At 45.0% G+C, this 14,528-nt stretch carries 11 protein-coding genes; all 11 read left to right on the top strand.

What is annotated here, in order from left to right:
* Nucleotides 1–58 precede the first annotated feature (58 nt).
* The gene (locus PXC00_RS12895) at nucleotides 59–271 is read left to right on the top strand and encodes a helix-turn-helix domain-containing protein (RefSeq protein WP_275844136.1); all 213 of its coding nucleotides are present in this window, start codon (nucleotides 59–61) and stop codon (nucleotides 269–271) included.
* Nucleotides 272–292: 21 nt separating this feature from the next.
* The gene (locus PXC00_RS12890; RefSeq protein ID WP_275844135.1) at nucleotides 293–3,163 is read left to right on the top strand and encodes a DEAD/DEAH box helicase family protein; all 2,871 of its coding nucleotides are present in this window, start codon (nucleotides 293–295) and stop codon (nucleotides 3,161–3,163) included.
* The gene (locus PXC00_RS12885) at nucleotides 3,156–5,027 is read left to right on the top strand and encodes a DNA methyltransferase (protein ID WP_275844134.1); all 1,872 of its coding nucleotides are present in this window, start codon (nucleotides 3,156–3,158) and stop codon (nucleotides 5,025–5,027) included. The genes PXC00_RS12890 and PXC00_RS12885 overlap by 8 nt, the downstream gene beginning before the upstream one ends.
* Nucleotides 5,028–5,108: 81 nt before the next feature.
* A complete protein-coding gene (locus tag PXC00_RS12880; protein ID WP_275844133.1) occupies nucleotides 5,109–8,042 on the top strand; it encodes an HsdM family class I SAM-dependent methyltransferase in 2,934 nt (977 codons plus the stop codon).
* Nucleotides 8,042–8,692, top strand: coding sequence for a hypothetical protein (locus PXC00_RS12875; RefSeq protein ID WP_275844132.1), 651 nt, complete (start codon nucleotides 8,042–8,044; stop codon nucleotides 8,690–8,692). Before PXC00_RS12880 ends, PXC00_RS12875 begins: the two co-directional genes overlap by 1 nt.
* 702 nt (nucleotides 8,693–9,394) lie before the next feature.
* On the top strand, nucleotides 9,395–9,970 hold the full coding sequence (locus tag PXC00_RS12870; RefSeq protein ID WP_316935001.1) for a Pr6Pr family membrane protein: 576 nt from the start codon (nucleotides 9,395–9,397) through the stop codon (nucleotides 9,968–9,970).
* 47 nt (nucleotides 9,971–10,017) lie between these two features.
* Nucleotides 10,018–10,725 (top strand): cation diffusion facilitator family transporter, encoded by a 708-nt coding sequence (locus tag PXC00_RS12865; protein WP_316935000.1) that lies wholly within the window; start codon nucleotides 10,018–10,020, stop codon nucleotides 10,723–10,725.
* 18 nt (nucleotides 10,726–10,743) lie between these two features.
* Nucleotides 10,744–11,151: a hypothetical protein gene (locus PXC00_RS12860; protein WP_316934999.1), complete on the top strand. Its 408-nt coding sequence runs from the start codon at nucleotides 10,744–10,746 to the stop codon at nucleotides 11,149–11,151.
* Between the two features lie 54 nt (nucleotides 11,152–11,205).
* Nucleotides 11,206–11,922 (top strand): 16S rRNA (uracil(1498)-N(3))-methyltransferase, encoded by a 717-nt coding sequence (locus PXC00_RS12855; protein ID WP_275844130.1) that lies wholly within the window; start codon nucleotides 11,206–11,208, stop codon nucleotides 11,920–11,922.
* A 15-nt stretch (nucleotides 11,923–11,937) separates the two neighbouring features.
* Entirely contained in the window at nucleotides 11,938–12,642 is a 705-nt protein-coding gene (gene ymfI / locus PXC00_RS12850) for an elongation factor P 5-aminopentanone reductase (protein ID WP_275844129.1), read from the top strand.
* Nucleotides 12,643–12,863: 221 nt separating this feature from the next.
* Nucleotides 12,864–14,528 (top strand): peptide ABC transporter substrate-binding protein, encoded by a 1,665-nt coding sequence (locus PXC00_RS12845; RefSeq protein WP_275844128.1) that lies wholly within the window; start codon nucleotides 12,864–12,866, stop codon nucleotides 14,526–14,528.

Here is a 14,528-nt window from a genome sequence, read left to right as displayed (position 1 = left end):
ATTTCGCACTTGTAATTCACTATAGCAGATGCTATAATCATTATGAGGTGATATGCCTATGAGACTCGACGAAATACTCAGGAAAATTCGTAAAGAACTGAATATATCTCAAGAACAATTTGCCAGAGATTTGAACGTCAGTTTTACTACGCTAAACCGCTGGGAAAACAGCCGCACCACGCCAAGTCGTCTGGCGAAAATGCGAATTATTGATTACTGTAATGAAAAAGGCATATCTAAAGAAATTATAGCGGCACTGGAGCAGGCCTGATTTCCAGAGGGGAGGCTAACCATGTTTTATAAGATGTTAAATATGGCAAGGGACAGATGGTACAGATCTTCCGATTGCACCGTTAATCCTTTGATTGACTATATGATTCATAAAGGACAAATGCGAGACGCACAGATAGAAGCGATTAAAACATATCTTTATTTAAAAATTGCCTGTGAAAATAAACCCCTTGCGGTTTTGTTTAAACAGGGAACATTTAATTCGTTAGATTTAGATGGCATAGAGCTCTCAGCATCAGCACGGGATTTCCTCGACAATTACCCTGCCGCTGCTGCTTTGTTGGAATATGCCCAGCTTAAAAATGATTTGGGCGAGCAGGTCTCAGAGAAAATTGAAAAGCAAATCAAGAAATCCCCCGATTCCATTGATTATAACAAATTCTTTAACGAGGCCTTTTATGGAGTTACTTATACCGACTATCTTTTCAGTCTGCCGATGGGTGCAGGTAAAACCTATCTGATGGCGGCGTTTATCTATCTTGATTTGTACTTTGCTATGAATGAGCCGCAAAATCCGGTTTTTGCCCATAACTTTATTATTTTTGCGCCGTCAGGACTAAAATCCTCCGTCATACCAAGTCTTAAGACAATACAGAAATTTGATCCATCTTGGGTTATACCGGAGCCTTCCGCAAGCAACATCAAGCGTAAAATGATGTTTGAGGTGCTTGATCAAAGCAAGACCGCGAACAAATCAAATAAAACAAAAAACCCGAATGTGCAGAAAATCGCTAACCACCAGCCGCTTTCAGAACTGTTTGGACTTGTCGCCGTGACCAATGCGGAAAAAGTAATTCTCGACCGTATTCAAGAAAAAAACGGACAGGTTACTCTATTTGAAGAGAGCGATGATGAAAAAGATCGTCAGGCAAACGAATTGCGTAACCTTATCGGCAAACTTCCGTCACTGTCCATTTTTATAGATGAAGTTCATCATGCGGTAAGCGACGAAATTAAGCTTCGCGCCGTTGTAAATAAATGGTCGGAAAGCAAAACGGTTAATTCCGTCATTGGATTTTCCGGTACACCGTACCTTGAAAAAGCTGAAAAGTTTGAAGTGACGGATAAGCTTTCAATTGCCTCGGCGGAAATTTCCAATATCGTTTACTATTATCCGCTGATAAACGGAGTGGGGAATTTTCTCAAGAAACCGATTGTTAAGATATCCGATGAAGCAGACAGCGCGAAAATTGTTGAAGCGGGTGTTCGCGAATTTCTGGATACCTACATAGATACTGTATATGATGGAGGGCTTGTGGCAAAGCTCGGTATTTATTGTGGAACCATCGAAAAACTGGAACAGATGGTTTTTCCGCTCGTTGCACGAATTATAGCTGAATACGGATTGACAGCCGACTCCATTCTGAAATTTCACAAGGGAAACAAGGAATATCCACAGCCATCTGACAGCCAGCTTCAGTTTGATACTTTGGATAAAGCAATATCAAACATCCGTATCGTCTTGCTTGTACAAATCGGCAAAGAGGGCTGGGATTGCCGCAGCTTGACAGGAATAATCCTCTCGCAGGAGGGTGACTGCCCCAAAAACATGGTATTGCAAACATCCTGCCGCTGCCTGCGCCAAGTTATGAAAAACGTGCCTGAAACTGCGCTGATTTATTTAAATGAAAGCAACGCAGAAAAATTGAATGCTCAGTTGGAACAGCAGCACCATATCTCGCTAAAAGAGTTTTCATCCGCGAATAACCCAAAGGCAGATATCAAGCGCTACGACCGTACCGCATATCTGAAGCTTCCGCCGGTTCAGTTCTATCAGCTGAAAATTCATTATGAAACCCTGACGCTTGAACAGGCAAGGCCTGACGATGAAATTCCCATTGCCGCCGCAAACGCGGAAATCTCTCATACGGTCAAAACGCAGGACTTTGCCCAGCATGTCACCAATATCGACGTTGACGACGAAGAACGCGGTGATGAACCCGCAGCCTTTACCGCATGGCTTTATACCATCGCAAAATCAAGCCTTGGTTTTGTGACGATGGAACAGTTGAACGCGCATTCCGGTGTTTTGTTAGATGTGTTCCATACAATTACATATGTCCGCAATGGCAGCAGATTTTTCAGTTCAAAATATAACAGGGCGCTGATCGAATCGAATATCCGCAAGGCTTTTTATGAAAAGCGCGGGTATACAACAAAGGAAGAATTAATTCCGCAGGAAGCGAAACTATTAAATATTGACAATTTTGCAACCTGTGTCAATACAGATAAGCCGGATGATTACTATCCCGAGCAATCAGTAGTTGAAAATATCATTCTTGACGATAACGGGAAGCTCAAAATTGACAGGAAAACAGAACAGCTGATTCAACTCGCGGAAGAGACAGGCAACACCGCCTTTGCGGAGCAAACAAGAAAAAAATATTCCGCCCATCCGGCGAAAAACCGTTCGTTCCATTACCTGCCCTATAAAACCGACAGCAACTTTGAGCAGACCTTTCTATCAGAAGTGCTTGTATTTGATGATGTGGAGAAGCTGGGACTGGAAGTTTACTACAACGGCGACCGCGCCTTGACTGAATTTAAAATTCGCTGTTTTAAGCAGAATGGCGGTCGCTGGCAGTACATCGGAAAATACACGCCTGACTTCCTGATTATTCAGCGCAAGGCCGGACAAATCCACAAGGCAGTCATTGTAGAGACAAAGGGTAAAATATACGCAAATGACCCCACATTCCTTGATAAGCGTAAATTTATGGAAACCCAGTTTTTAAAACAAAATAACGACGCGTTCGGCTATAACCGGTTTGAGTATCTTTATTTAGAGGATACCTTGCCGGAAAAAGAGCGAATTGTGCAGACACACAAAGCAATCACCAGTTTCTTTAAGGAGGATGCCGCCAATGCCTAAGAAATATATACCGTTTATCCCCGAACCGGTTGAGGGGCAGGCCGTTCTTGCAAACTTCAACCGTGTTCTCAAATACAAAGGCGCAAACGACGTTTCCATGGTCTTGGAACGCGGGATGCCGCTGTATGAGATGGAAAAAGTCGAAACCGTAGGCAAAAACGAAAATGGTAACATGGTGATTCGCGGCGAATGTGTTTCCGCCTGCGCTTATTTAAAAGAGCGGGGCATCGAGGTTGACCTTGTCTACATTGACCCGCCTTTTGCCAGCGGTGCGGATTATGCCAAAAACGTCTATATCCGCCGCAATCCCAAGGTCGCGGAGGCAATAGTCACAGCCGAGCAGGAACTCGACATTGAGGAACTCAAAGCCTTTGAGGAAAAAATGTACGGCGATGTGTGGGACAAAGAAAAATATTTGAACTGGATGTATGAAAATCTTATGGCAATTAAGTCTGTGATGAGCCAAACGGCAAGCATCTATGTGCATTTGGATTGGCATATTGTTCACTACGTGAAAATTCTTATGGATGAAATATTTGGAGAAGATAATTTTCAACGCGAGATTATTTGGGATATTTCAGTTCTATCTGGCTTTAAGACCTTGGCTCCCAACTGGGTCAGAGGACATGATACTATTCTTTATTATTCAAAATCAGACAATCGAATATTTAATAAATTAAGGCAACCACATACTCAAGAATATTTAAACTCGTTTAATCGTGTTGATGAAAATGGAAGACATTATATGGTTGCTCATGGTACCACTCGCTATCGTGATCAAGTCGAACAAAAAGGAAAACCATTTGGAGATGTATGGAATGATATTATGTCGTTTCAACAACAGCCAACTTCAGAAGAAAAAGTTGACTATGCAACTCAGAAACCAACTTCTTTACTGGAACGTATTATTAAAGCATCCTCAAACGAGGGCATGCTTGTCGCCGACTTTTTCGGCGGAAGCGGCGTTACGGCGGCTGTCGCTAATAAACTCGGCAGGCGTTTTATTCATTGCGACATCGGCATTAACTCCATCCAGACCACCCGTGACAGATTGGTTGCCGACGGCGCGGCGTTTGACATACTGGAAATCAAGGACGGCGTATCGCTCTACCGCAACCCGGTTCAGACGATGGACAAAATTAAATCCCTTATTCCGGGGCTGCGAAATGAGGATTCACTTGATTCTTTCTGGGAGGGCGCTGTCTCCGACAGCAAGCTCGGCACCATCCCGGTCTATGTGCCGAACCTGATGGACAGCGGTTCAAAACTGCTTGATGTGGTGCTGATGAACCGCATCATTCATCAAGCTATTCCCGACCTTGATCCCAATATTAAAAAAGTTATTGTTTATTATGTGGATATTACAAGCGAAGAAGAAATCCGAAAATTCATCGCGGAGGATGACAGTACGGATGTTGAAATTGAGCTTCGCGACCTAAAAGCGATTCTTGACGACGTGGTTGTTGAAGATTACGCCGAAGTAAAACTGGAAGAATCCCATGAGGACTTGTTCGGCGGGTTTGAAGTAATAATTGAAAAGTTCGCTAGCGATCGTGTGATGCAGAAAATCAGCGATTTCAACCAAAAGGCGTTTTTAAACTCAAGCGCGAAAAAGCCTTATAAGCCGATTGAAATCAGCGAAGACGGACTTGAGCTGATTGAATTTCTCAGCGTCGATTGCACATCCGATAGCGGCGAGTGGCACTCCGACAGTGAAATCAAGATTGATAAGCTCGGCTATGTTATCAAAAACGGTGAAAAGACAAAGGAATTCTGGGATGGAAAGATCCGCAGTCAAAAGAAGCCTCTGCGACTGAAAATTCGAAATATCTGCGGGGATGAAACAGTCTGGGCTGTTAGTTAAATGTAGCGGGGTTATCATAATTTAATAACACAAATAGTAATCAATTATAGACACAGATTAACTTTGATGGTGGTGAGCCTCTTGAGTAAGCACTTAGATAAAATTATCGAACGTTTAGGGTATGCTAATTCCCCATGCCTAATATATGGACATAACAATTTTGACGATACACAACTGACCACACATACAATTAAGGTATTAAAAGAATTGGCTCCCTACGCTGTCTACATGGTCGAAAACGAACCATTCGTATTATTCTTTGATGAATTCCACAATCAGGATGACAGGAAAGCAATAAACAAAAAGATCTGGAATGCACAAATACCTGTTGCCATTTTTTGTGGCACTGATACTGTAACAATTTACAATGGATGTACAATTGATCAAAAGACATTGCTATTGACTCAGATTGAACATCTCTCTGTGGATTCGATTGATGATAATTCTCCATTTTCATTTTTTGAAATAACAAGTCAAAATTTCTGGAAACGATACACAAATCAGTTTAGCAGCGAAAAGCTCAACGATGTTTTGCTGAGTAATCTGGTTTATTTGACAGATAAATTACGAAACACATACCATCTGTCATATGCAACTAAATTGGTTTTGCGTCTAATTTTTATTCGTTATCTTATTGACAGAGGCGTTGACTTGGATTATCCTGGTTTTTCGTCCAATGTAGCCGCATCGCGTTCAGCGTTACTTAAATTGCTTGAAAATAAGGACTCTATATATTCTTTGTTCACGCACTTGAAGAAAAAATTTAACGGAAACCTATTTGAACTGGGAGACGAAATTAATGATAAAGCATTTACTCCCATTGCGTTATTAGAAATCAAGGATTTTCTGGCAGCCAATATTAATTCTTCATGCGGTCAGTTATCTCTATTTGATCTGTACGACTTCAATATCATTCCTGTTGAATTGATCAGTAATATTTATGAAATCTTACTTGGTAAAGAAGCACGGGATAAGGATAACGCTTTTTATACACCAAAGTATTTAGTGGATTACATCCTTGACGGAACAATTGACAAGCACATTAAAGAAAAAGGAACATGCAAATTACTCGATCCTTCCTGTGGCTCTGGCGTTTTTTTAGTTGACAGTTATCGCCGTATGATCGAAAAAGAATTGAACGGAGCCTTCTTTACTGAAAACGATAAACTACTGTGTGATACTTTGACAGATAATATATACGGCATAGATCTGAATGAAGACGCCATTGATGTTGCTATTTTTTCTTTATATTTGGCAATGTTGGATTATAAGAACCCGAAAACACTGCACAGTTTTCGTTTGCCAAATTTAAAAGGGCATAATCTGTTTGTATGCGATTTCTTTGATGAGGAAAATTTGTCCTCACTCCAAAAAATACCGTTTGATTTTATCATTGGAAATCCGCCATGGTCAAACAAACCGGGGCTTCATGTCGAATATTGTAAAAAGCATGGATATGTACAATATTTGCAAAACAATGATACTTGTCGCTCTTTTGTTTTACGTTCGAAGGATTTTTGTAATTCAGAAACGCAATGCTGCTTTATACTCCATTCGACAATACTTTATATGCAAAAAAATCCATCAAAGTTATTTAGAAAGTTTTTACTAACTCAAGCAGAGATCGTTCGTATTATTGAATTATCATCTGTTAGAAAACTTGTGTTTAAAAACGCAGATGCCCCTGCGGTTATATTGTCTTACAGATTTTCAGGCAAAAATGAACTCCAGAATCTTGAAAATCGTTTTGAGTATATTTCAATGAAACGCAATATATTTTTTGAGCTATTTAACATAGTGGTTGTGGAGAAGACTGATGTCAAACATGTTCAACAAAAGTTGCTTAAAGAAAACGATTGGGCATGGAAGACGTTGGTTTATGGTTTAACAGGTGATATTGATCTAATCCTTTTTCTGAAGAAAAATTTCCCTACTCTTCGTGAATATATAAAATCGCAAACTCCAGTCCTTATATACGGAACTGGTGTACAATACAATGACGGTGAAAAAATGGATGCGTCTCATCTTTATGGACAGCCGTTATTAGAATCAAAAAATGCAATTGATCATTTTTCAATTGCACTTAGTAATATTTCTACATTCTCAAAGACTAAAATTCACAGAACGCGAGATGCCACCTTGTTTCAGGCACCATATTGTTTGATGTTGCGTGGTATTGATATGTCAGATTATACCATGAAGGCAGTATATGAAGAAAATAGTTTTGTATTTAAAGAAGCAGTATTTGCAGTTAAGGGCTCTTTTGAACAGAAATCCCAGTTGTTAAATATTGTTGGATTACTAAATTCTAAGGTATATGCGTATTTCAATTTAATGTTGGGATCTTCTTTAGGTGTTGAGCGTGAACAACGTCAAGTGGAGGAAATCCTTGAATTTCCATTTGTGTACAGCCTTGAAATTGCTAACAAAGTAAAACTAATTCAAGACTTAATAAAGCAGGATTTTTTCGTTGTAGGTGATGATCCAACTGCTCAAATAAACCAACTCAATTTGATGATTCTTAAGGCATTTAATTTGTCTGATAATGAATTTGTTGATTATGCACTGCGCATTCAAATTCCACAATTAACTGGGAAAAATGATCATGACGTTTATCGCAATGTAGAGGAAAAGGATTTTAACGAGTACAGTAAATATTATTACAAGTATTTGTCAGATGTTTTTGAAGGTACAGGAAAGTATATTCAAATCAATGTGTATCCAAAAATTGCGAAGCACTATAGCGCATTTGAAGTCATGATTGTTGATTCTAAACCCGAGGAATGGTTGCAATTTATTAACAATACTACTCTCGAGAAATCAATGTTTGCAAAATTTTCTGCGCACAGAACTAATGAAATGTTTTATTCTCTCAAAGACGTAATTTATTTTGAGGAGAATTCTTTCTACATTATTAAGCCGAACTACTATAAAAATTGGCATCCGGCAATCGCTAGGCTCGATTTGATGGACATAACAAATCAAATACTCTCCAGAAATGGAGGAAAGCACTAATGGGAGGTTTTAAAAATGAATCTATTAATGCCTTGTTTGCTGCAGGAAGTCTCAAGAGAATAATCGCTCATCTAATACAATGTAGCTCACAGATGAAAGCGAATTGCCGTAGCACTGAAAACATGTTGAAAAATGATGAAGATAAAATTACAAATCATTTGATTGAATGTTACCTTAACAACGGTGTGTCAGAGTTTCGTTATGTACTCCAAGCCCCTGAAAATTTTGACCCTCAAACAGATCAGTACATTGGACGATCAGATATAAAGGTGATTTCCTCTGATTGGTTCAGTAATTCAAAATGCTATTTTCTGATTGAGTGCAAACGAATTGATGGCACTCAGCACTTAAATAAAGAATACATCATTAATGGTGTCAGCCGTTTTGTTTCTACTCCTCCCAAGTATTCCTCTTATCATAAAAAGAATATTATGTTTGCATATGTCGTCAAAGCCATTAATATTTCGGATGCTGCGACCAAAATCAGCCAGTTACAGAAGACCTTGTTGACAGATGTTGTTGCTACTCCATTTTCGCTGGCACAGTGCGACACTGAGTATGGAGAATATTATAGTGAATACACATCCGATAGTATTGGAGTGATCGAGTTGCGTCACCTTTTTTATGATTTTGCAGAAGTAATTAGTTGAAATTAACCTTTTTGTATATAGTTGTAAAGTTATCATAGTGTATAAACTCCCGGCTTTTGTGTTATGGTCAAATCGGCATGCAGAGAGTAAATAAATGAAATTGCTGGAATGGCTCTTTTCCTTTTCTCAATGAAAACTTGCGTCGAAAGCCTGCATCTAAATTGAGCAAATGACACAAATAATCCGAAATTATTTGCGCTAAAAAATTGTTTCGGAATTGTGTTTGTATTGCCAGAGCTATGCAAACAACGATAAAGCAAGCAGGTCCGGGCTTTTACGCCTGGACCTGCTTGCTTTATCTGTTAATATTCAGCTGCGTTTTCAACGCGTCTTGCAGCGTCTGTGAAAGGAAATTCATGTATCAGGGCGTCAATTTGCACATGAATTTTTTGCTTTTTGTTGGGATGCTTTTGTGCTATACTTAATTCAATCTAAGCGCAAGGATTGGTTAGTGCTCGTGCGACTTTTTTGAACAAGGGGCTGCGGTGCGATAAGCCGGCGTCATCGCCACAGCAGAGTTCATGACCGACTCAGCCGGCATACAGAAGACCATGAAAATACCGTTTATGATTAGGAGAAAATGGGATGTACATAAAAAATCGCTTCCTGTCTGTTGTTTATAAATTCTGTATTTCCCTTTGCGGAATCGTTGGGATTCAGATGCAGCTTTCCTTGTTCAGCGGGACTGCTGCAAACTGGGGGATGTTTCGCTTTTTCACCAATTTGAGCAATTTGGCTTGTGTTCTCTATTTTTTAGCCGACGCTTTTTATCTCCTCATTCAAAAGAAGGAGGAAGGTATCACTTTCTGCCCGGTACTGAAAATGATTGTCATGATGAGTGTGACGGTTACCATGTTGATTGCACAGTTCCTGCTGGGTAATTTTCATATGAATGGCGCAGGGAGCATCGCTTTAATTTTATTGCATCGTGTTGTTCCGCCGATGGCCATTTTGGATTGGCTGCTGTTCGACAAAAAAGGATGGATGACGAAGCTTTCCCCTGTGTGGGGAGTCACTGCGCCGCTGGTCTATTTCGCTTATGCGGTCATAGCCGCGCAAACGGAGAGTTCGGTGCAAAACGGAAGCCGGTATCCGTATCCGTTTATGGACATCGACAAACTGGGCGTGCCCACAGTGGCTGTTACGGTTGCTGCGCTTGCAGCAGGGTTTATCGTACTGGGTTATCTGTTTTATGCGGTGGACCATACTCTTGCTAAAAAAGCAGAGCACAAGCGCGCCGCACGCAAAAGTGGCAGTTCCCAAAAATCGGAGAGTTGACAAAGCTTCGCTTTGTGTAATATTTTTTAATAAAGGAGAGATTCTGTATGAAGGACACACAGACGGTTCGCCGGATGCAGGAGAAACGCGACCGCGTGATTGTAAAAACCAGCATTGTGGGAATCCTAACCAATGTGCTGCTGGCTGTTTTTAAGGCTGTGGTCGGCATTGTGTCCAATTCGATTGCAGTGGTGCTGGATGCGGTGAATAACCTGACAGATGCGGTTTCTTCGGTCATCACCATAGTCGGGGTCAAGCTTGCCGGGAAGAAGCCGGACAAGGCACACCCCTTTGGTTACGGCCGGATGGAATATCTGTCTGCCATGATGATTGCCGCGCTGGTTCTGTATGCGGGGGTTACCTCCGCGGTGGAGTCTGTAAAAAAAATCGTGGTTCCGGAAAAGCCGGCGTACGGTGCGGTTGCCATGCTGATTATCGCGGCGGCTGTCGGCGTGAAGTTTGTGCTGGGAAGATATGTGAGGCGGACGGGTGAGCGTGTCCACTCCGGTTCCTTGGTTGCCTCTGGAAAGGATGCGTCCTTTGACGCAGTTGTTTCGGCATCGGTTTTCCTGAGCGCGGTGCTTTATCAGCTGACCGGCATTTCACTGGAAGCTTGGGTCGGCGCGGTGATTGCGGGTATCATCATCAAGTCCGGCATTGAAATGATTTTGGAGACGGTCGGGCAGATGCTCGGCAGCCGCGCAGACCGGGACTTGACCGGAAAAATCAAAAAGGCAGTCTGCGAGGTGCCGTAAGTAAATGGCGCTTATGACTTGGTGCTGCACAATTACGGCCCAGAGCGGTTTGTCGGTTCGGTGCATATCGGCGTGCTGGACACCATGACTGCAGAGGAACTGGACAATTTGGAACGCGAAATCAGCAGAAAAATTTTTTGCGAATTTAATGTTTTGCTAACCGGAATCAGCATTTATTCCATCAATACGAAGAATGATCAGGCAAAAGAGATGCGCACCCGCGTGACAGACCTTGTCATGAAGCATGACGATGTTCTGGAAGTGCACGGCTTCTATGTGAATTTGCAGACGAAAGCCCTGCACTTCGACATTGTGGTTGACTTTGCGGCGGAAAACCGGCAGGCGCTGGCAGAGCAGATCCGGCAGGAGGCGCAGAGCGCCTACCCGGATTTTCAGGTGGAAATGACTGCGGACACCGATGTGTAACCGCTGGCTTTCACTGCGGATTTCAACAAATTATTACTGGGCAGGAGGAGAAGTATGCCTCGTTTTTTCATTGATTTTGTTCCTACCGGTGACGCCGTGCTGACCGGAGAAAATGCCCGCCATATTGCCAAAAGTCTGCGGATGCAGCCCGGCGAGGCGGTGACGCTGTGCGATGGACACGAACATGACTACTTTGGTGAAATTGCGGAAATCAGCGGCGAAACCGTCCGTGTCCGCATTCAAGAAACGCGGGTCAGCTGCGCGGAGCCGCGCATCAGGGTGACGCTGTGCCAAGGTGTTCCGAAAAGCGACAAAATGGACTGGATTGTGCAGAAAGCCGTGGAACTGGGAGTTTGGCGGATTGTGCCGACTGTAACGGCACGCTGCATTTCCCGACCGGACGAAAAGGCCGCACATAAAAAGGTGCTGCGCTGGCAGAAAATCGCACACGAAGCAGCCAAGCAGAGCGGACGCGGCATCATACCGGAGGTTGCAGACTTTATGACGCTGAAGCAAACCTGCGCACTGCCCGGCGAAAAGCGTGTGCTGTTCTATGAGGGCGGCGGCGAGCGGATTCCTGTGCTTGTCGGTGAGCAGGACGCCGCTTTGACCGTTTATGTTGGCCCGGAGGGCGGCTTTGCGCCGGAAGAAGTGCAGCTGATACAAGAGGCAGGCGGCTGCGCGGCAACGCTTGGGCCGCGTATTCTGCGCACAGAAACCGCGCCGCTGGCGGCTTTAGCCGCCATTATGCTTGTGACCAATAACTTGTAAGGGAGTCTTTGAGAGATGCGCACAGCGCTTGTTACCGGCGGCAGCCGCGGAATCGGTGCCGCCGTTTGCCGTCGGCTTGCGGCAGACGGGTTTCATGTCATCATCAATTATCGGACGCACGCGGAGGAAGCGGAAACGCTTGCCGCACAGCTTGGCGCCGAGGCGGTTTGTGCGGATGTTTCCAGTCGTGCGGCGTGCGAGCAGCTTTTTGCAAGAGCAGGAAACGTGGACGTTCTGGTCAACAATGCAGGCATTGCCCAGCAGAAGCTGTTTACGGATATTACCGAGGTGGAGTGGCGGCGGATGTTCGCCGTAGATATAGACGGCGTGTTTCACTGCTGCCAGCTGGCACTGCCGTACATGATTCATGTCAAACGCGGAAGCATTATCAATCTTTCCTCCATGTGGGGACAGGTGGGCGCTTCCTGCGAGGTGCATTACTCGGCGGCCAAGGCCGCAGTCATCGGGTTGACTAAAGCACTGGCGCAAGAACTGGGGCCAAGTAACATTCGTGTGAACTGCATCGCCCCCGGCGTGATTGATACGGAAATGAACGCTGCACACGGGCCGGAGGTTTTGCGGGAGCTGGCGGAAGAAACCCCGCTGCAGCGGTTGGGCACACCGGCAGAGGTTGCCGCGGTGGTTTCATTTCTGGCAGGAGAGGACTCTGCCTTTGTGACCGGCCAGGTTTTGGGGGTTAACGGCGGTATGATTCTTTAAAAAGGGGCATAAATTAAAAGGAACGGCTGTGTGCGGCGGTGCGCCGTGTGCAGTCGTTTTTTTGGAACGGAGAAGCCACCGGAATTGTTACAAAATTGAAAGGAATCCAACAGAAAAAGCTACAGTTTTGAATAATTCGTAAAAATTATGTAAACCTCGTTGAAGCACATTATAAAGAATGTTAAAATAAAAGAAAGTGAAAGAAAACAGGGGGCAGATTTGTGAAGCGGGCACTCGCCATTTTGTGCAGTATTGTACTGCTGGTCGTATCTATGTCGGGTTGCGGGGAACCCGGAAATGCAAACAAAACCATTCGTGTCAAGCTTTCGGCAGAGCCGGCAACGCTGGACCCGCAGGTTGCGCAGGGAACCGATGCCGCAACCGTGATTACGTCCCTTTATGAAGGACTGTGCCGCTTGGACGATTCCGAAAGGGCAGTGCCGGGTGTGGCATCATCGTGGGAGGCAAACAGCGACAGCACGGAGTTTACCTTCCATTTGCGCACGGATGCTGTTTGGAACGGCAGTGTCAGCAAGCTGAGCGGGGAGGACGAAACGGATACCAAGCCGACGCCGGTCACCGCGCAGGACTTTGTTTTTGCGTGGCGGCGGGCGCTGGATCCGACAACGGCCTCACCAGTCTGCGCCGCGATGATGTGCATCGAAAATGCGGTGCAGGTGCACGCGGGTACGCTTTCAACGGACAAACTCGGCGTTACAGCAAAGGACAGCCACACTCTGGTTGTCAAACTGCGCTACAGTTCCCCAGACTTTCCGTCGCTGACCGCGCAGAGTGTGTTTATGCCCTGCAACGAAGCCTTTTTCAAATTTGCCGCCGGTCGCTATGGCATGGAACGCGCCTCCATTTTGGGAAACGGTGCGTTCAGTATTCCGAACTACGGCTGGGAGCATGATCAGAGCTTGACCGTGAAGCGGACGGACACCTACGTCGGCGAAACTACGGCACTCCCGTCTGAAATTGTTTTCAGCATCGGGGACGTTTCCTCGACCAGCTCCACAGATACCGCCTCTGTGGCTTCAATTGCAGACAGTACGGTTTCCGCACAGGCGCTGGATGCGGTGCAGGCCATGACCGCCGGGAAAATCGACGTGGCTTCTTTGGACGTTTCCATGACAGCGCAGGCGAAAAAAGCGGGGCTGACAGTCACATCCTTTCAAGACACGACCGGCGGGCTGTGTTTTAACACGCAGGGAACCTTCCGGTCAGCTGCGCTGCGCCGCGCCTTTGTGCAGGTGCTGAACCGCAGTGCGCTGCTGAAGCTGCTGCCGTCCGGCACAAAGCAGGCGGACGATATCCTGCCGCCTGCCGTACAGTTCGGCGGAAAGGCTTACCGCAGCCAGGCGGGCAGCGGCCTGTATCTCAAGCAGTCCGCTGCGGCAGCGACACAGGGAAGCAGCCTGTGGCCGAAAGGAAAGACCGTCACGCTTCTGTGCACCAAAGATACCAAGCCTTTGGCAAGTGAAATGCTGGCAAACTGGAACCAGGCGTTCAAGACCTATTTCAGCCTAAATGCGGTGGATGAGAGCACGCTGCTTTCGCGGGTCAGCACTGGAAACTATGACCTTGCCATCTACCCGTACACACCGGCTTCTGCGGATGCGTATACGGCGCTGGCGTGTTTTCAAAGCGGGCAGAGCGGTAACTTTACACAGCTCAAGGACACGGATTATGACCGCCTGCTCAATGGAGCAACGGTAAACAGCAGCAGTCTGGCGCAGGCGGAGAAGTATTTGAATAACAATGCGGTGTTTTACCCGCTGTACTATACCAAGCACGCCTACGCGGCGCAGTCCACCTTGACCGGTGTGCTGTATCGCCCATTCGGCGGCGGGTTGGATCTGCACAATGCGGGCATAGAGGATTAA

The sequence above is a fragment of the Caproicibacterium argilliputei genome, assembly GCF_029211325.2.
Taxonomy (GTDB): Bacteria; Bacillota; Clostridia; order Oscillospirales; family Acutalibacteraceae; genus Caproicibacterium; species Caproicibacterium argilliputei.
The sequence above is the reverse complement of the archived record's forward strand: the minus strand, read 5'-3'. Positions and strand labels throughout refer to the sequence as shown.

Bases quoted from the DNA above. Each gene is read 5' to 3' on its own strand.
- PXC00_RS12870 (WP_316935001.1), top strand. From the start codon at position 9,395: ATGTTTCGCTTTTTCACCAATTTGAGCAATTTGGCTTGTGTTCTCTAT.
- PXC00_RS12875 (WP_275844132.1), top strand. From the start codon at position 8,042: ATGGGAGGTTTTAAAAATGAATCTATTAATGCCTTGTTTGCTGCAGGA.
- PXC00_RS12865 (WP_316935000.1), top strand. From the start codon at position 10,018: ATGAAGGACACACAGACGGTTCGCCGGATGCAGGAGAAACGCGACCGC.
- PXC00_RS12855 (WP_275844130.1), top strand. From the start codon at position 11,206: ATGCCTCGTTTTTTCATTGATTTTGTTCCTACCGGTGACGCCGTGCTG.
- ymfI (WP_275844129.1), top strand. From the start codon at position 11,938: ATGCGCACAGCGCTTGTTACCGGCGGCAGCCGCGGAATCGGTGCCGCC.
- PXC00_RS12885 (WP_275844134.1), top strand. From the start codon at position 3,156: ATGCCTAAGAAATATATACCGTTTATCCCCGAACCGGTTGAGGGGCAG.
- PXC00_RS12895 (WP_275844136.1), top strand. From the start codon at position 59: ATGAGACTCGACGAAATACTCAGGAAAATTCGTAAAGAACTGAATATA.
- PXC00_RS12890 (WP_275844135.1), top strand. From the start codon at position 293: ATGTTTTATAAGATGTTAAATATGGCAAGGGACAGATGGTACAGATCT.